Origin of the sequence: Pseudomonas sp. NPDC096925 (assembly GCF_044762545.1) — a bacterium.
In the GTDB taxonomy this organism is placed as follows: domain Bacteria; phylum Pseudomonadota; class Gammaproteobacteria; order Pseudomonadales; family Pseudomonadaceae; genus Aquipseudomonas.
In genome coordinates, this window is the sequence record NZ_JBIWEM010000003.1 from 630,266 (window position 1) to 647,413 (window position 17,148).

The 17,148-nt window shown below is 64.8% G+C and carries 13 protein-coding genes and 3 pseudogenes; 11 read left to right on the forward strand and 5 right to left on the reverse strand.

Going from position 1 to position 17,148, the window contains the following annotated elements; translation table 11 throughout:
- Nucleotides 1–109 precede the first annotated feature (109 nt).
- The gene (locus tag ACIQYU_RS13280; RefSeq protein WP_233694449.1) at nucleotides 110–1,879 is read left to right on the forward strand and encodes an acyl-CoA dehydrogenase C-terminal domain-containing protein; all 1,770 of its coding nucleotides are present in this window, start codon (nucleotides 110–112) and stop codon (nucleotides 1,877–1,879) included.
- 289 nt (nucleotides 1,880–2,168) lie between these two features.
- Nucleotides 2,169–3,176 carry a FecR family protein gene (locus ACIQYU_RS13285; protein WP_333957249.1) on the forward strand — a complete coding sequence of 336 codons (1,008 nt, stop codon included), beginning with the start codon at nucleotides 2,169–2,171 and terminating at the stop codon, nucleotides 3,174–3,176.
- A 14-nt stretch (nucleotides 3,177–3,190) separates the two neighbouring features.
- On the opposite strand, the gene ACIQYU_RS13290 is transcribed toward ACIQYU_RS13285, so the two are convergent.
- A complete protein-coding gene (locus tag ACIQYU_RS13290) occupies nucleotides 3,191–4,510 on the reverse strand; it encodes a Na+/H+ antiporter family protein (RefSeq protein WP_063914345.1) in 1,320 nt (439 codons plus the stop codon).
- Nucleotides 4,511–5,339: 829 nt separating this feature from the next.
- Here ACIQYU_RS13290 and ACIQYU_RS13295 point away from each other — a divergent pair.
- Both ACIQYU_RS13295 and ACIQYU_RS13300 read left to right on the forward strand, forming a co-directional pair.
- Nucleotides 5,340–6,305: pseudogene (locus ACIQYU_RS13295) on the forward strand (HAMP domain-containing protein); the annotation flags it as partial.
- A 102-nt stretch (nucleotides 6,306–6,407) separates the two neighbouring features.
- Nucleotides 6,408–7,163, forward strand: a complete 756-nt coding sequence (locus ACIQYU_RS13300; RefSeq protein WP_370464244.1) for a methyl-accepting chemotaxis protein — start codon at nucleotides 6,408–6,410, stop codon at nucleotides 7,161–7,163.
- Between the two features lie 32 nt (nucleotides 7,164–7,195).
- On the opposite strand, the gene ACIQYU_RS13305 is transcribed toward ACIQYU_RS13300, so the two are convergent.
- The gene (locus tag ACIQYU_RS13305) at nucleotides 7,196–9,091 is read right to left on the reverse strand and encodes a S8 family peptidase (protein WP_233688289.1); all 1,896 of its coding nucleotides are present in this window, start codon (nucleotides 9,089–9,091) and stop codon (nucleotides 7,196–7,198) included.
- Nucleotides 9,092–9,255: 164 nt separating this feature from the next.
- Here ACIQYU_RS13305 and ACIQYU_RS13310 point away from each other — a divergent pair, with 164 nt between their 5' ends.
- The 5 genes from ACIQYU_RS13310 to ACIQYU_RS13330 all read left to right on the forward strand — a co-directional run bounded on the left by ACIQYU_RS13310 (nucleotide 9,256) and on the right by ACIQYU_RS13330 (nucleotide 14,218).
- Nucleotides 9,256–10,272 (forward strand): ABC transporter substrate-binding protein, encoded by a 1,017-nt coding sequence (locus ACIQYU_RS13310; RefSeq protein ID WP_207833188.1) that lies wholly within the window; start codon nucleotides 9,256–9,258, stop codon nucleotides 10,270–10,272.
- Entirely contained in the window at nucleotides 10,269–11,117 is an 849-nt protein-coding gene (locus tag ACIQYU_RS13315) for an ABC transporter permease (protein WP_402800258.1), read from the forward strand. The genes ACIQYU_RS13310 and ACIQYU_RS13315 overlap by 4 nt, the downstream gene beginning before the upstream one ends.
- A 129-nt stretch (nucleotides 11,118–11,246) precedes the next feature.
- Nucleotides 11,247–12,110, forward strand: a complete 864-nt coding sequence (locus ACIQYU_RS13320) for a LysR family transcriptional regulator (protein ID WP_207833183.1) — start codon at nucleotides 11,247–11,249, stop codon at nucleotides 12,108–12,110.
- A 133-nt stretch (nucleotides 12,111–12,243) separates the two neighbouring features.
- Nucleotides 12,244–13,161 carry an AEC family transporter gene (locus tag ACIQYU_RS13325; RefSeq protein ID WP_233688286.1) on the forward strand — a complete coding sequence of 306 codons (918 nt, stop codon included), beginning with the start codon at nucleotides 12,244–12,246 and terminating at the stop codon, nucleotides 13,159–13,161.
- A 205-nt stretch (nucleotides 13,162–13,366) separates the two neighbouring features.
- Nucleotides 13,367–14,218 (forward strand): CAP domain-containing protein, encoded by an 852-nt coding sequence (locus ACIQYU_RS13330; RefSeq protein WP_085623371.1) that lies wholly within the window; start codon nucleotides 13,367–13,369, stop codon nucleotides 14,216–14,218.
- 146 nt (nucleotides 14,219–14,364) lie between these two features.
- On the opposite strand, the gene ACIQYU_RS13335 is transcribed toward ACIQYU_RS13330, so the two are convergent.
- Nucleotides 14,365–15,336, reverse strand: coding sequence for a GlxA family transcriptional regulator (locus ACIQYU_RS13335; protein ID WP_207837757.1), 972 nt, complete (start codon nucleotides 15,334–15,336; stop codon nucleotides 14,365–14,367).
- 105 nt (nucleotides 15,337–15,441) lie between these two features.
- On the opposite strand from ACIQYU_RS13335, the gene ACIQYU_RS13340 reads away from it, so the two are divergent.
- Entirely contained in the window at nucleotides 15,442–16,053 is a 612-nt protein-coding gene (locus ACIQYU_RS13340) for a LysE family translocator (RefSeq protein ID WP_233688284.1), read from the forward strand.
- A gap of 117 nt (nucleotides 16,054–16,170) precedes the next feature.
- Here ACIQYU_RS13340 and ACIQYU_RS13345 read toward each other — a convergent pair.
- Nucleotides 16,171–16,299 (reverse strand): annotated as a pseudogene (locus ACIQYU_RS13345) (MFS transporter); the annotation flags it as partial.
- Nucleotides 16,300–16,371: 72 nt separating this feature from the next.
- A pseudogene (locus ACIQYU_RS13350) lies at nucleotides 16,372–16,652 on the reverse strand (LysR family transcriptional regulator); the annotation flags it as partial.
- 117 nt (nucleotides 16,653–16,769) lie between these two features.
- Between ACIQYU_RS13350 and ACIQYU_RS13355 the strand changes: the two are divergent.
- On the forward strand, nucleotides 16,770–17,120 hold the full coding sequence (locus tag ACIQYU_RS13355; RefSeq protein ID WP_402800265.1) for a cupin: 351 nt from the start codon (nucleotides 16,770–16,772) through the stop codon (nucleotides 17,118–17,120).
- Nucleotides 17,121–17,148 lie beyond the last annotated feature (28 nt).

The window sequence follows — 17,148 nt, forward strand, 5'->3', positions numbered from 1 at the left end:
GCCCGCTCCCACAGTTACAGCAACAGGCTCAGGTTTGGTGCGATCCCTGTGGGAGCGGGTTCACCCGCGAAGAGGCCAGCCCGGATTTCCCACTTTTCAAGAGCTACCGATGACCACCTACTCCGCCCCCCTGCGCGACATGCGCTTCGTCCTGCATGACCTGTTCAACGCCCCGGCCCTGTGGGCCCGCCTGCCGGCCCTGGCCGAGCGCATCGACGCCGAAACCGCCGACGCCATCCTTGAGGAGGCAGCCAAAGTCACCGGCCAGCTGATTGCCCCGCTCAGCCGCAACGGTGACGAGCAAGGCGTGCGCTTCGACGCAGGCGAAGTCACCACCCCTGACGGTTTCCGCGAGGCCTGGCACACCTACCGCGAAGGCGGTTGGGTCGGCCTGGGCGGCAACCCCGAACATGGCGGCATGGGCATGCCGAAAATGCTCGGTGTGCTGTTCGAAGAAATGCTTTACGCCGCCGATTGCAGCTTCAGCCTGTATTCGGCGTTGAGCGCTGGCAGCTGCCTGGCGATCGATGCCCACGCCAGCGAAACGCTCAAGGCCACCTACCTGCCGCCCCTGTACGAAGGCCGCTGGGCCGGCACCATGTGCCTCACCGAGCCCCATGCCGGCACCGACCTGGGGCTGATCCGCAGCCGCGCCGAACCCCAGGCCGACGGCAGCTATCGCATCAGCGGCAGCAAGATCTTCATCACCGGTGGCGAACAGGACCTGACCGAGAACATCATCCACCTGGTGCTGGCCAAGCTGCCGGATGCGCCCACCGGCGCCAAGGGCATCTCGCTGTTCCTGGTGCCCAAGTACCTGGTCGAGGCCGATGGCCGCCTGGGTGCGCGCAACGCCGCCCATTGCGGCTCGATCGAACACAAGATGGGCATCAAGGCCTCGGCGACCTGCGTGATGAACTTCGACAGCGCCGTCGGCTTCCTGGTGGGTGAGCCGAACAAGGGCCTGGCGGCGATGTTCACCATGATGAACTACGAACGCCTGTCCATCGGCATCCAGGGAATCGGCTGTGCCGAGGCGTCCTACCAGAGCGCCGCCCGCTACGCCAACGAGCGCCTGCAAAGCCGCGCCGCCAGCGGCCCGCAGGCACAGGACAAGGCTGCCGACCCGATCATCCACCACGGCGATGTGCGGCGCATGCTGCTGACCATGCGAACCCTCACCGAAGGCGGCCGGGCGTTTGCCGCCTACGTTGGCCAGCAGCTGGACCTGGCGCGCTACGCCGAAGACGCCGGCGAACGTGAGCATGCGCAGCGCCTGGTGGCACTGCTGACGCCGGTGGCCAAGGCGTTCTTCACCGACAACGGCCTGGAAAGCTGCGTGCTCGGCCAGCAGGTGTATGGCGGCCATGGCTACATCCGCGAATGGGGCCAGGAGCAGCGGGTGCGCGACGTGCGCATCGCGCAGATCTACGAAGGCACCAACGGCATCCAGGCCCTCGACCTGCTCGGGCGCAAGGTGCTGGCCGACGGTGGCCAGGCGCTGGCCAGCTTTGCCGCCGAGGTACGGGCCTTCAGCGTGGATGCACCGTTGCACCGCGAGGCCCTGCAAGCGAGCCTGGCGCGGCTGGAGGCGACCAGCGCCTGGCTGCGGGCGCGTGCCGGCGAGGATGCCAACCTGGTCAGCGCGGTGGCGGTGGAATACCTGCAGCTGTTCGGGCTGACTGCGTATGCCTATATGTGGGCGCGGATGGCGGCGGTGGCATTGGCCAAGCGCGACGAGGATGCCGCGTTTCATGGGGCCAAGCTTGCGTGTGCCGAGTTCTTCTTCCAGCGGGTCTTGCCGCGGGAGTTGGGGCTGGAAGCGAGTATTCGGGCAGGAAGTGGCAGCCTTTATGGTTTGGAGGCGGCGCAGTTCTGATGAGCCGCTGGGGGTGCTGTGCGCCCCTTTCGCGACACAAGGCCGCTCCCACAGGTACAGCGCTGCCCGTTGGGTTGGTGCGATACCTGTGGGAGCGGCCTTTTGTCGCGCTGGGCTGCGCAGCAGCCCCAACGATTTCAGCCTGAATTTGCGTGCGCGAAGGGTTCTCAAACGCTGGAAAACCATTGCCAATCCGACGAAAAACCGGCACAACTGATAGTCATTCGCCATTACCTCGGTTCTCGGCAGCCCTCCTGCAAGGGTAGAATGCGCAAAACCCGGAGCCGCAATGAACCACGACCGCCTCAATCCCAGCCCAGACGATGCCATCACCGACGCCGCCGCGCACTGGTGCATGCGCCTGCACGCCGAAGATTGCACGGCGGCCGAGCGCGAGGCGTTCGCCCGCTGGCTGGCGGCCGACCCGCGGCATATCGAGGAATACCAGGCGATGCTGGAAATCTGGCAAACCGCCGACCTGCTGCCGCGCAACGCCACCGTCATCGACTTCAACCCGCCCGTGCACCCGGCTGTGCGCCCGCGCAACTGGCGGCCGCTGGCGTCTGCTGCCGCCATCGCCCTGGCGGTGTTGCCGCTGGCCGGCTGGGTGGGCTGGGAACAAGGCTGGCTGCCCAATCACTACCAGCACTTCGAAGCCGGCGCGCACATGCAGACCGTGCAACTGAGCGACGGCAGCACGGTACAGCTCAACCTGAACTCCGAGCTCACCTACCTCAACTACAAGGACCAACGCCAGGTCACGCTCAAGCGTGGCGAGGCATTCTTCAAGGTAAAGCACGACAGCAGCCACCCGTTCATCGTGCATGCCGGTCGTGGCCAGACCCGCGTCACCGGCACCCAGTTCAACGTGTGGAAATACCAGGACCAGGTCAAGGTCACCCTGGTAGAAGGTTCGGTACTGGTGTCCAGCGCCGGCAGCGCCGGTGGCTACCGCCTGGGCCCAGGGATGCAGGCCAGCTATCACAAGGGCGACTTCGAGCCGCAACTGGAGCAGAGCGACGACTACAGCAACAGCCTGGCCTGGCGCGACGGCAAGCTGGTCCTCGACAACCTGAGCCTGGAACAGGCGCTGCCAATGATCAACCGCTACCTCGATGCGCCATTGCTGCTGGCCGATGCCAGCACCGGCCGCATCCGCATCAGCGGCATCTACAACACCCGAGAGGTGGGGCGACTGGTCAACAACCTGCCCAAGGTGCTGCCGGTCTACCTGACCCGCAGCAAAGACGGCAGCACCGTACTCAACCGCATCTCGCCGCCGCCCGACAAGGGCTGACGCCCCTCCCCGCCTTACAGCGTCATCGCCGCCAACCAGCCGAACGCCAGCAGTGGCAGGTTGTAGTGGATGAAGGTGGGCACCACGGTGTCCCAGATATGGTGGTGCTGGCCATCCACATTCAGCCCCGAGGTCGGGCCCAGGGTCGAGTCCGAGGCTGGCGAACCCGCGTCGCCCAGGGCACCGGCGGTACCCACGATGCACACGGTGGCCAGCGGGTCGAAGCCCAGCTGCACGCACAGCGGCACGAAAATCGCGGCCAGGATCGGCACGGTGGAGAACGACGAGCCGATGCCCATGGTCACCAGCAGGCCCACCAGCAGCATCAGCAAGGCACCGATGCCCTTGCTGTGATCGATCCACTGCGCCGAGGCTTCCACCAGGCTCTTCACCTCACCGGTGGCCTTCATCACGTCGGCAAAGCCAGAGGCGGCAATCATGATGAAGCCGATCATGGCCATCATCTTCATGCCTTCGGTGAACAGGTCGTCAGTGTCTTTCCAGCGCACGATGCCCGATAGCGAGAAGATCAGGAAACCGACCATGGCGCCGATGATCATCGAGTCCAGCCACAACTGGACGATGAACGCCGAGGCAATCGCCAGCCCGGCCACCAGCAGGGTCAGCGGGTTGTACTGCACGCTCACCTGCTCCACCTGTTCGATGCGCGCCAAGTCGTAGTCACGCTTCTTGCGGTAGCTGATGAATACCGCCAGCAACAGGCCGGCCAACATGCCAGCGGCCGGGATGGCCATGGCGTGGGTGACATTCACACCACTCACGTCGACACCCGCGCGGGCAACGTTGGCCAGCAGGATTTCGTTGAGGAAGATGTTGCCAAAGCCCACCGGCAAGAACATGTAAGGGGTGATCAGGCCGAAGGTGATCACGCAGGCGATCAGCCGGCGGTCGATGCGCAGGCGGGTCAGCACGTACAGCAATGGCGGCACCAGCAACGGGATGAAAGCGATGTGGATAGGCAGGATGTTCTGCGACGACACCGCCACCACCAGCATCAGGCCGACCAGCAACCATTTGACCTTGCCGCCATTGGCATGGCCCTGGCGGTCGATCATGGCCAGGGCGCGGTCGGCCAGGGCATGGGCCAGACCGGACTTGGCGATGGCCACGGCAAAGGCGCCCAGCAGTGCATAGGACAGTGCCACCGTGGCCCCGCCGCCGAGGCCGCCATTGAAGGCCTTGAGCGTACCCTCGATGCCCAGGCCGCCCACCAGCCCCCCGGCCAGGGCCCCGATGATCAGGGCGATGACCACGTGCACGCGGGACAGGCTGAGTATCAGCATGATGCCGACCGCGGCGATCACTGCATTCATGGTTGGCTTACCTCATTGCGACAGAAAAAAAGCGCGCACTCTGAAGCAGTGGGCGGCAGATGTCAAAAGCGCCATGTTGCGGCGCATTACACAGAGGGCAGAAATTTAAATTGAATGTTTGAATAAAGAAAAAATTGTGCGGGCCGATATAGCAAGGAGGCTGGGAGGTGCTTGGCTGGGGATGTGTGTCGCCTGGGAGATCGAGCGCCGCCCGCGCGGCGCATCGCGAGCGAAGCTCGCTCCTACATTTGTTTCGGGCCAGTATCGCCTGTGCCAACGCGCGCGACCGCTTGTTCGTTCGACGCGATATCGAGCCATACGCCAAGGCGTTCGCGCACAATTCCCACAGGAATAATTGGCCCGAAACAAACGTAGGAGCGAGCTTCGCTCGCGATGCGCCGCGCGGGCGGCGCTCGATCTCCCAGGCGACACACATCCCCAGCCAAGCCCCAGCCCAACCCAGATCCAAAGCCATAACCCTTACTGTCCAAAAAAGGGATACGCCCCCATGCCTTTGCGACAATTCTCCATCCAGTGGAAGATCACCCTGCTCGCCGGCCTCTGCCTGGCCGGCATCGTCACCCTGCTCGTCGGCCTGTCGCTGTACCGCATGGACCACAGCTCGGACCTGGTCAAGGCCAGCAGCATGCAGATGCTGACCGAGTCGGCGCAGTCGCGCATCGAGTCGCAGGGCGAGGTGCAGGCGCTGAACATCCGCCGCCAGTTCATGGACGCCTACCAGTACGGCGCCGGTTTCGCCCGTCAGGTGCTGTTCCTGCGCGAGCAGGCGGAAAAGCGTTTTCTCGATGCCTTCGACCTGCGCGAGGACATGACCCGCCAGGTGCGCGCAGCCTTGCAGGCCAACCCCGACCTGCTCGGCCTGTCGCTGGTGTTCGAGCCCAACGCCCTGGACAACAAGGACAGCCTGTTCGCCGGCAAGGCGGAGCTGGGCAGCAATGAAACCGGGCGCTTCGCCCTGTACTGGTCGCAACCGCGTGTCGGCCAGCTGACGGCCATGGCCTTGCCCGAGCATGACATGGCCAACACCGAGATCGGCCCCAGCGGCCAGCCGGCCAACACCTGGTGGGTGTGCCCGCGCACGTCCGGCAAGGTGTGCGTGGTGGAGCCGTATTTCTATGAAATCGATGGCCAGCAGGTGCTGATGACCAGCATCGTCTTCCCGCTGACGGTCGACGGCAAAGTGATCGCCACCCTGTCCATCGACATCAACCTCAACAGCCTGCAGGCCCTGAGCCAAGAGGCCAGCCGCAGCCTGTACGAAGGCCGCACCACGGTCGGCATCCTCAGCCCGGTCGGCCTGCTGGCCGGCTACAGCGCCGATGCCAGCAAGCTGGCCCAGCGCTTCGACCAGGTCGACACAGCCAAAGGTGCCGAGCTGGTGCGCAAGCTGGCCGATGGCAAGCTGACCATCGTGCACGACCAGCAGCGCCTGAAGGTGCTGGCGGCGTTCCGGCCGATCCCGGACGCCCAGCCCTGGGGCGTGCTGCTGGACGTGCCGGAAAACGCCTTGACCGGGCCGGCCGATGCGCTGAAACAGGAACTGGACGCGCTGAACACCAGCGGTACCCTGCTGGAACTTGGCCTGGGCCTGGCGGCGGCGATTGCCGGCCTGCTGATGGTGTGGCTGATGGCCCGTGGCGTTACCCGGCCGATCCTCGGCGTGGCAAGCATGCTCAAGGACATCGCCAGCGGCGAAGGTGACCTGACCCGCCGCCTGACCTACCAGAAGCAGGATGAACTGGGCGAACTGGCCGGCTGGTTCAACCGTTTCCTCGACAAGCTGCAGCCGACCATCGCCGAGGTCAAACGCTCGGTGCAGGCCGCGCGAGGCACCGCCGACCAGTCTTCGGCAATTGCCACGCAGACCAGCGCCGGCATGGAGCAGCAGTACCGTCAGGTCGACCAGGTGGCCACCGCCTCGCACGAGATGAGCGCCACCGCCCAGGATGTCGCCCGCAGCGCAGCGCAGGCAGCGCAGGCCGCCCGCGACGCCGACCAGGCCACCCGCGAAGGCCTGGCGGTGATCGATCGCACGACCCACAGCATCGATGCCCTGGCCGCCGACATGAGTAATGCCATGGCCGAAGTCCAGGGCCTGGCGCAGAACAGCGAGAAGATCGGTTCGGTGCTGGAGGTGATCCGCTCGATTGCGGAACAGACCAACCTGCTGGCACTCAACGCTGCCATCGAGGCGGCCCGCGCCGGTGAAGCCGGCCGTGGTTTTGCCGTGGTGGCAGATGAGGTACGCAACCTGGCCCAGCGTACCCAGGAGTCGGTGGAAGAAACCCGCCAGGTGATCGAGGCATTGCAGAACGGTACCCGCGAGGTGGTCGGTGCCATGGACAACAGCCACCGCCAGGCCCAGGGCGGCGTGCAGCAGGTTGGCCAGGCCGTCACCGCGCTGCAGCGCATCGGCCAGGCAGTGACGGTAATCACCGACATGAACCTGCAAATCGCTTCGGCCGCCGAGGAGCAAAGCGCGGTGGCCGAGGAAATCAACAGCAACGTGGCGACCATCCGTGATGTCACCGAGTCGCTGTCGGGGCAGGCCAACGAGTCGGCGCGGGTCAGCCAGTCGCTGAACAGTCTGGCCAACCAGCAGCAGGCGCTGATGGACCAGTTCCGCGTGTGAATGGCTCAGGGCCGGCACCTGCCGGCCCTGGCTCAGGCCGCGAACCGGCCGCCGCCGAGGATGCGGTCCAGCAGTACCAACGCACCATGCACATTGGGTCGGGCGCCCATCGGCATCACATCGGTATCCGGTAGGGTGGCATCGTCGTAACCAGACTCCATGACCAACTGGTGCATCTGGTTGCCATTGAGATAGACGTGATGCTGCTCCAGGGCGTAGGACTGAATCAGGCTCAGCGCGCCGCACACCATCGGCGTAGCACTGGAAGTGCCAGCATAGCTGTCTGTGTAGTCCCTGCCCTCACCAGACAAGTCCTGCAAGTCCCCATAGGAAAGCGTGACTACGCTATCGCCCCAGGCATTGAGCATGCGGTAAGGGTAATGGTGGTTGGAGTAGGTATGGGGCTTGCCGTCATACGAGCGGCTGGCGCCCACCAGAATGGTGCCCGAATCGCCGTGGTCATTGAAGTAGCGCCAATTGGCCAGATCCACGCCGTGCCCTTCAAAGGTATTTCGTTCTGCAAGGGTCTTGCTGCTGCCATTGGCCGCGGCATTGACCACCACCGCACCGCGCTGGCTCAACTGCTGCATGACGGTCCACCAGGCCTTGTCGTGCAAGGACGGCAGCCGCGTGCTCAGCACGTCGACATTTGCAGCTTGGCGATTGATGCCGACGATGTCCCCGGGTTCTACATTGCGCAGCAGATCCTTGAGCGCCTGGAAATTGCCCTGGGCATCTCTCGCGCGGTTGTTGTACAGGTACAGCTCGCTGTCATGGCTGATCCCCGTGGCGCCGAACCCGTTACGCTTCGCCAGAATGATACCCACTGAAGCAGTGCCATGGCGCGGATCATGGTTTGGCTCAAGCGACACGACGCTCAAGGCCGGGTTGCCACGCAGGTCTTCATGCCCAACATGCAAACCACCGTCGCTGAAGTGAATCCGCGCGCCCTTGCCCGTCACCTTGCCGGCCCAGGCCTTGCGTGCATTAAGGCCCTTCCAGCGGGGGCCGGGCTCGTCGAGGTAGTTCTGGCGTGGTTCGAAGTCGGGCGTGGGTTGGGCATTTTCATCAGCCCTGCTGCCTGCCACCACTGCAGTACCTGTCAGCAAGGTTGCCAACAGCCCCGCCAGCACGAATGCGACAAGGTTTGGTTCCGACGTTACCGGCAACACCTGCATGGATACTACGTAATCCAGCGCGGCCAACGACTTGAGCAATGCCAGATAGGTGTCATTGAGCATGCTGTCAGGCTGGTCGAGGTAATAGTACTGACGGAGTACCTGAAGCCTGTCATCGTCCATTTCATGTTTGTCCAGGACAGGCCTGGGCGCGATCACCGACTTCAGGTTCGGCCAGTAACGCGACAGGGCAGAGCCCGAAGCGGGCTCCAGGTCTCGAAGGAAGTGCTCATACCCCCCGACACTGAACTCGATGACCAGGGTCGGGTACGAGGTGCCTGGTGCCAATAGGGGCAGCGCAGGGTCGGCCACGTCCGCGGACGCCAACGCCCGCTTGCGACGCCCACTATCAGAGGGCAACGGAACCTTGTCCAGCACACTGCGGTTGAGTTCCTCAGCCTTGATGTCGAGTACCAGCGGCGGCATGTCGATGACACCGGCCCCTCCGACAGGCCGGTTCATCGCCCGCGCATGTTCATCCCGCAACACCACCCTTGGCCGAATGGTGTAGACCCCCGCCTCCTCCTCGGCGAGTAATGTGGCTGGGCAGCCGTGGTCACTGAGTTTTCCGGTGTGGGCCTGGGAATAGGCCGAAACCCCTCTGAAGGACACCGGGCCATCAGGGCCGGCCCGTTCCAGTTCGTAGCGAATGCGACCGACCTTGTGCAGGTCTGCGCCACTGCAACGAACGTGTAGCTTTCCATCAAATCGGAAGTTGCGGTAATAGACGAAATTCAAGTCCAGCGTCATCAGGAATGCCTCGCAAAATGTGCTTGCCAAACGGCACTACGCACCTTTGCAAACCGCGGCCCCCGCTGGCAGCAGGAGCCCGTTCCCTACCGCCGTCGGCAAGGCGCGGGAGGGGTCGTCTACACTTGCCCGCACCTACCCCACGGCAACCGACGAGGGCCCTGATGAAGAAAATTCCAACGCTGCTGGCCGGCCTGCTGCTCGCCGTAGGCCTGGCCAGCACCGACAGCGCCGCGTCGGCAGAGCGCAGCGAGCCCATCCACTTTGGCGCCATCGGCTGGGAAAGCGGCGCACTCACCACCGAAATCCTGCGCCTGATCGTCGAGCGTGGGTATGGCTACCCCACCGACACCCTGCCCGGCAGCACGGTCAGCATGGAAGTGGCGCTGGCACGCAACGACCTGCAAGTGATCGCCGAGGAATGGGCCGGGCGCAGCCCTGCCTGGGTCAAGGCAGAAGCGGCCGGACAGGTGTTCGCGCTGGGCGACACGGTCAAGCATGCCGAAGAAGGCTGGTGGGTACCGGCCTATGTGGTCGAAGGCGATGCCACGCGCAAGCTCAAGCCCATGGCACCCGACCTGCGTAGCGTCGATGACCTCAAGCGTTACCCGCAGGTGTTCCGTGACCCCGAGTCGCCCGACAAAGGGCGTTTTCTCAATAGCCCCAGCGGCTGGACATCCGAGACCGTCAACAGCCAGAAACTCAAGGCCTACGGGCTGAGCGACCTGTATACCAACTTCCGCAGCGGTTCCGGGGCCGCCATGGATGCCGAAATCGGCTCGGCCATCCGCCGTGGCCAACCGGTGCTGTTCTACTACTGGAACCCGACCCCGTTGATGGGCCGCTACAAACTCATACGCCTGGAAGAGCCGCCGTTCGATGCCCAGGCCTGGGCGACCCTCACCGATGCCGGAAACCCCAAGCCCAAGGGCAGCCGCTCGCTGCCGGCCAAATTGTCGATTGGCGTGTCCAAGGCCTTTCGTGACGGCTACCCGGAGCTGGTGAGCGTGTTCGAGCGGGTCGACCTGCCCATCGACCGCCTCAACAAGGCACTGGCCGACATGAGCGAAAAACGCACGCCGCCCCGCGATGCTGCCCTCACCTTCCTGCGCGATAACCGCGAGGTGTGGAAAGCCTGGTTGCCTGCGGACATTGCCACCAAGGTCGAGGGCAGCCTGTGAGCGGCGGCTTCCCCCAAAGCCTGCAGTTCTCCTTTGCCGACAGCGTCAACCGGCTGGTCGACTGGCTGGTGCTGAACTACGGCGATCACCTGCGCAGCCTCTCTGACCAGTTGCTGCAACTGCTGGTCGGCCTGGAAACCCTGCTGCGCCTGCTGCCGTGGTGGCTGCTGCTATTGCTGACAGGCCTGCTCGCCTGGCATGCCAGCCGTAGCTTGCTGCGCAGCGCGGTACTGGTGGCGCTGCTGGCCCTGATCGGCATGCTCGGGTTGTGGGACAAACTGCTGCAGACCATGGCTTTGGTGCTGGTAAGTACCGGCCTCTGCGTGCTGGTGGGCGTGCCGCTGGGCATCCTGCTGGCTGCTCGGCCGCTGGCGAAGCGGTTGCTGTTGCCGGTACTGGATGTGATGCAGACATTGCCGGCCTTCGTTTACCTGATTCCGGTGCTGATGCTGTTCGGCCTGGGCAAGGTGCCCGCCGTGTTCGCCACGCTGATCTATGCCCTGCCACCGCTGGTGCGGCTGACCGAACTGGGCCTGAGCCAGATCGACCCTTCGCTGCTGCAAGCCGCCCATGGCCTGGGGGCCAGCCGCTGGCAGCGGCTGCGGCGCATCGCCCTGCCCCTGGCGCTGCCGAGCATCATGGCCGGGCTCAACCAGTCGGTGATGATGGCCCTGTCGATGGTGGTGGTGGCTTCGATGATCGGCGCCCGCGGGCTGGGCGAGGACGTGCTGGCGGGGATCCAGACCCTGAATGTCGGTCAAGGCGTCGAGGCCGGGCTGGCGATCGTCGCCCTGGCCATGGTGATCGACCGGATCAGCCAGGCCTATGGCCGTAATGCACGTTGAACAGCGTTGCCTGCCCGGCCCTGTCGCCGGCCAGCCACCACCGGTGAAGTACCTGTGGGAGCTGGCTTGCCGGCGATAGGGCCGGGCCTGACAATGCAGCCCTGTCAGCTTGAAACCGGACCCATCCGCATGTCCCTCAAAGCCCTGCGCACCCTGGTGACCATCGCCCGCCACGGCACCTTCGCCCGTGCCGCCGACCTGCTCAGCCTCACCCCTTCGGCGGTGAGCCTGCACATCAAGACCCTCGAAGACGAGCTACAGGTGACCTTGTTCGACCGCAGCCGCAGGCAGGTGGCGCTGACCGAAGCCGGCCAGTTGGCGGTGGCCCGCGCCGAGACCATCCTGGGGGCCTACGACGAGCTGGCCGACGCCCTGGCCAGCGGGCCGAGCCTGCGCGGCCGCCTGCGCCTGGGGGCGATCCACACGGTGCTGGCCCGGCGCCTGCCCAAGGCGCTGGTGTGGATAAAGGCGCACCACCCACAGCTGCATGTCAGCGTGGCCTCAGGCATGTCGGCAGAGCTGGCACGGCGGGTGGAAGACGGCGAACTCGATGCAGCGATCACCACCGAGCCGGTCAGCCCCTACCCGCAGAGCCTGGACTTCACGCCGTTGTTCGAAGACCGCTTCTGGGCCATCGCCAGCCCCGAGCTGGCCGGGCAAAGCGTGCCGCAGCTGCTGGCCAGCCAGCCGTTCCTGCGTTTCGACAAGCGTGCCTGGGCCGGGCGACAGATCGAGCAGGAACTGCGCCGGCAGCATTTGCAGGTAAGCGAGCAGATGGAGCTGGACAGCCAGGAAGCGCTGGCGCGCATGGCGGTGATGGGCCTGGGCGTGGCGATCATCCCCATGGCCGATGACGACCTGCAACGTTTGCCACCGGCCACCTGCCTGCCGTTTGGCGAACCGCAACTGACTCGGCGGGTGGTGTTGCTGGAGCATGAGAAGAGCCAGCGGCGGCATTTGAGTGCGGTATTGAAGACTGCGCTGGAGGCGTGAGACTACCGGGGGCACAAAGCGCCCCCAGAGCAAACATGCATTTTTCCTCAACAGTCAGTAAAGAAAACAACGTTTTTACAGATCGATCCGCACCAGTAGTCTGTGCCCCGTACCCGACCACGGAACGTCGATCATGCTCCACTTGCTGCTGACCACCCTGCTGCCGATCATCCTGCTGATTGCCCTGGGCACTTTCCTGCGCCTGCGCGGCTTCCTCGCCGATAACTTCTGGCCCGGCGCCGAGCGCCTGAGCTATTACGTATTGCTGCCGTCGCTGTTCCTCCACGGTCTGGCCACCGCCAACCTCGATGGCGTACCGGTGCTGGGCATGGTCGCCGTGCTGATGCTCTCGACCCTGGCCGGGGCCGTGCTGCTGGTGCTCTACCAGGGTGCAATGAACCACGATGGCGCCGACTTCACCTCGGTGTTCCAGGGCGGCATCCGCTTCAACAACTACATCGGCGCCACCCTTGCAGCCGGCATCTATGGCAGCGCCGGCATCGCCCTGGCGGCGGTGGCCAACGCTGCCATCGTGCCCTTGGTCAACCTGCTTTGCGTGCTGGTGTTCGCCCGTTTCAGCGCCCGCCATAGCTCACCAGGCACAGTGCTGCGGGCGATCTTCGCCAACCCCTTGATCGTTGGTTGCGCCGGAGGGTTGCTGCTGCGCGCCAGCGGGCTAGGCTTGCCAGCAGGTATCGAACCTACGGTCAAGGCCTTGGGCCAGGCCGCCCTGCCGCTGGGCCTGCTGTGCGTCGGCGCCGCCCTGGGTGGCGCCCGCCTGGGCCAACAGGTGCACCCGCTGATGGCGGCGTCGGCATTCAAGTTCCTGATCATGCCGCTGACCACCTGGGCCCTGTGCCGCATGCTTGGCCTGGGTGGCCAGGCAGCGGTGGTAGCGGTGCTGTTCCAGGCACTGCCGACCGCGTCATCTTCCTATGTGATGGCCCGGCAAATGGGCGGTAACGCACCGCTGATGGCCACCATCATCGCCCTGCAGACCGTGGTGGCTGCCGCCACCCTGCCTTTGGTACTCATGCTTGCGCTTGGCTAGACTGTGACGGCTGCAAGGTACGGTGTGATACGAATGATTACCAAGTCATCGCACTTTTCCGCCGACCAGTGGTCTACTCCCTCTTTTGCCGCCAGCAACGAATGCCGGCGATTTCATTGCTTTGCACGATCCCGGGCCAAAAGCCCTGGGCTTGTGTAGGATGAGCAGCGCAAACCACGACGCTGCCAGTCATAGGGAGATCCACATGCGCGTCCTGTCATCCGTTGCCGCCTTGTCGCTGGGCCTGGTCGTCTCGACCGGGGCACTGGCTGCCACCGGCGAAGAGGCGCAACTGATCGATTCGATCAATGTCTACCGCAGCAAGGCCCAGCCCTGCGGTGGCGAAGCGTCGTTGGAGCTGCCGCCGCTCAACAGCGATACCCGTCTGGCGCTGTCGCCAGAGGGTACCCGCGACCTGCAGCAGGCCATGACCCGCGCCGCCTACCCAATGGTCAACGTGCAGGCCATCAGCCTGTCGGGGCCACGTGATGCGCGCGCTGCCATGCACGCCATCGAAGAGAGCTTCTGCCAGGTGGTGCTCGACCCACAGTTCGTCGATATCGGCGTCAGCCAGGAAGGCCGCGACTGGCGCATCGTGCTGGCGCGGCCGCTGCTCAGCGGCCGCCTGGGCGACTGGCAGGCCGAGGGGCAGAAGGTGCTGCAGGAAATCAATGCCGCGCGCAAGGTGCCGCGCCAATGCGGTGGCCAGCCCTTCGCCGCCGCCCCCGCGCTGAGCTGGAGCACGGTGCTGGCCGGGGTCGCCGCCAACCACACGCGGGCCATGGCCAACCAGAACTTCTTCGACCACATCGACAAGGATGGCCGCACCCCCGGTGACCGGGCAGAACTGGCCGGCTACCTGTACCAGCAGATCGGCGAAAACATCGCCGCCGGGCGTGACACTGCGCGCAAGGTGGTCGATGGCTGGCTGGATAGCCCGGGGCATTGCGCGACGCTGATGAACCCGGACTTCCGTGAACTGGGCGCTGCGTATGCGGTGGACCCGAAGAGTGATGCGGGGATTTACTGGACCGGGTTGTTCGGGACGCCGCAGTAAACCCGCTTTCATAGGACTTATTGAATTAGCAGGGTCCCTGTGGGAGCGGCTTCAGCCGCGAACACCGGCGCAGCCGGTGCCATGCAGCGCGGCGGCTTCTTCGCGGGTAAACCCGCTCCCACAGGGTACGTGGACAGCTTGTGAATTCAGCTTTCTACGTGACAGCGCAGTTCACGGGCCGTGCAACCAAACCGTCGCCGCACGCACTTGCCCAGGTAACTGGCATCGCCCAAGCCCACTTCATCGGCAATCTGCGCCAGGCTGTGGCTGGAGTTGAGCAAGCGCCAGCGCGCCTGTTGCAAGCGCATCTCCAGCCACCAGGCCTTGGCGCTCATGCCATGGCTGGCGTGAAACTGCCGGTCCAGCTGGCGCCGGCTGATGCCCAGCTCCGCCGCCAGTTGCTCCACCGCCAACGGCGTACCCAGGTGATGACGCATCAACGCCTGCGCGCGCTGCACCTGCCGCCCCTGCCCGGTCCCCTGCTCCAGCGAGCGCAAGGCATGGCGGCTATCGCGGGTTTCGTCCACCAGCATGTCGGCCAGGCCCTTGAGCGCCCGGGTCCGCCCGCAGGCGCGTGACAACAGCGCAACGGCCAGGTCGATGGCCGCGGTGCCACCGGCGCAGGTGATGCGGCTACCGTCGATGCAATACAGCTGCTCACTCAGCACCTGTAGGTGAGGGAAAGCCGCACGAAATTCGGCTTCGTGGCGCCAGTGCACCACCACCTTGTGCCCCTGCAGCAATCCGCAGGCGGCCAACAGGAAGGCGCCGTTGTCGACGCCCACCAGTTTGACGCCCGCTTTGCCGGCCTTCCTGAGCAAGGCCTTGTAGCGAGGCGCCAGCGCGGCAGTGGCCATGGCATTGCGCCCACCGAACACCACCAGGTAGTCGAAACTGTCCAGCTCAAGCTGGCCAGCCATGGCCTCGACTTGTACCACCGCGCCACTGCTCGACGGCACCGGGTCGAGGCTTAGCCCTGCCACGGTCCAACTGCAGTAGCGCTGCTGGCTGTAGTCCTCGTCGTCGGCGCTGAAACGCAACTTGTCGAGAAAGGCACCGAACGGGAGCAAGGCAAAATCCGGTAACGGCAAGATCAGCAAGCGGATATCGGGCAGCATGGCGTTGCGTCCAGAAACAACTATTAAATGTCCAGATCATACCCTTCCTGAACGAAACCGGCGCCATAGACTGGCGTCCTCCTTATCAACAAGGCATTTCCCACCATGGCACTCGACACCTGGCTCATCTACCTGCTGGCCAGCATCGGCCTGTCGCTGACCCCTGGCCCCAACAGCCTGCTGGCCCTGACCCACGGTGCGCTGTATGGCACACGCCGGACGTTGTTCACCATCGTCGGCGGGGTATTTGGCTTCAGCGCCCTGATCGCCTTGGCCATGTTCGGCCTCAGCGCGTTGCTGCAGACCTCGGCCTCGGTGCTGAGCGTGCTCAAATGGGTGGGTGGTGCCTATCTGATCTGGCTGGGTATCCAGCTGTGGCGCAGCCCGGGCCTGTACCTGGAACTGACCGCGCAAAGCGCGCGGCTGGGCAATGCCGGCCTGTTCCGCCAAGGCCTGCTGTCGGCCATGGCCAACCCTAAGGTGTTGCTGTTCTATGGTGCTTTCCTGCCGCAGTTCATCGACCCGCAGCGTGGGTTGCTGTTGCAGTTCGTGGTGATGGCGACAACCTTTGCCTGCGTCGAGTTCCTGGTCGAATACCTGCTGGCACGCCTGGCGTTTCGCATCCGGCCATGGCTGGCCAAGGGCGGCAAAGGCTTCAACCGCTGCTGCGGCAGCCTGTTTGCCTTGATTGGTGTGGCATTGCCGCTTGGGCGATAGCGTCTGATACAGGCGTGTGCAGTTTTTTGTGGGAGCGGCCTTGCGTCGCGAAAGGGGTGCGAAGCGCCCCCAGGATCTTCGCATCACTGCAAAATTGCTGGCTCCGCTTGCTACCGTTCAACCCCGGCGCGCGTTGGCCAGGAAGATGAGCAAGGCCACGCCCGGTAACCCCGCCCCCACCAGCGCCACACCTTGCCAGCCAAACTGGCTGAACAGCGCACTGGCCACCGCCGACCCCTGCGCCCCGCAGGTACAGGGCGTTGATGCTGTCATTGGCCGCGCCAGGGTCGCCCTTTCTGCCCATAGCGAAAGCGCAGGCAGGTCATCCAGGCGGTCGCTGAGGTCGATGTCCAGCTCCAGCGCCGGGTGCTGCGCCAGAAACGGCCCCAGGTGCGGGGCGATGACCCGCCTGCCGAACTCCACCGGCAAGCACACTGGCGGGTGGAGCGGTTGAGCAAGGTGGCGCCCAACGCCGTTTCCAGGGCATCGCCCAGGCGCGTCACCGACGATGTCGCCAGCCCAAGCCGGCGGGCGGCGGCAGAAAAGCCCTGAGCATCGACGGTGGCCACGAACATCTTCATCGCCAGGAGTTTGTCCATTTGCTGCCCGTCTTTCAAATCTCGGAAAGCTCTTACAAACAGCCGGGCGGGTCAGGAAGCGCGGTGCGCGGCAATTGCGTCCATAGTGGAACTACCCCCATCCAGACGAGGCTTTCCATGACACCGACCAACCTGCTGACCACACTGCCCCCTTGCGACCCCACCTGCGCCGAACAGGTCGACGAGCTGCTCAGCCGCCCGGGCGTGCGCGTTGAGCGCATTGTTTCCAGCGGCCAGGCCAGCCCGCCTGGTTTCTGGTACGACCAGGCCGAAGGTGAATGGATCGTGCTGCTCAGTGGAGCCGCCGGCCTGCGCTTCGAGCACGAGAGCCACACCCGCCTGCTGGCGCCGGGCGATTGCCTGGACATCCCGCCGTACTATCGCCACCGCGTGGAATGGACCGCTCCCGGCACAGCCACCGTCTGGCTGGCGGTGTTCTACAGCAGCGCCACTCCATGGCCAGCGTGAACCCGGTCATTCCCTGTCCGGCTAAAGT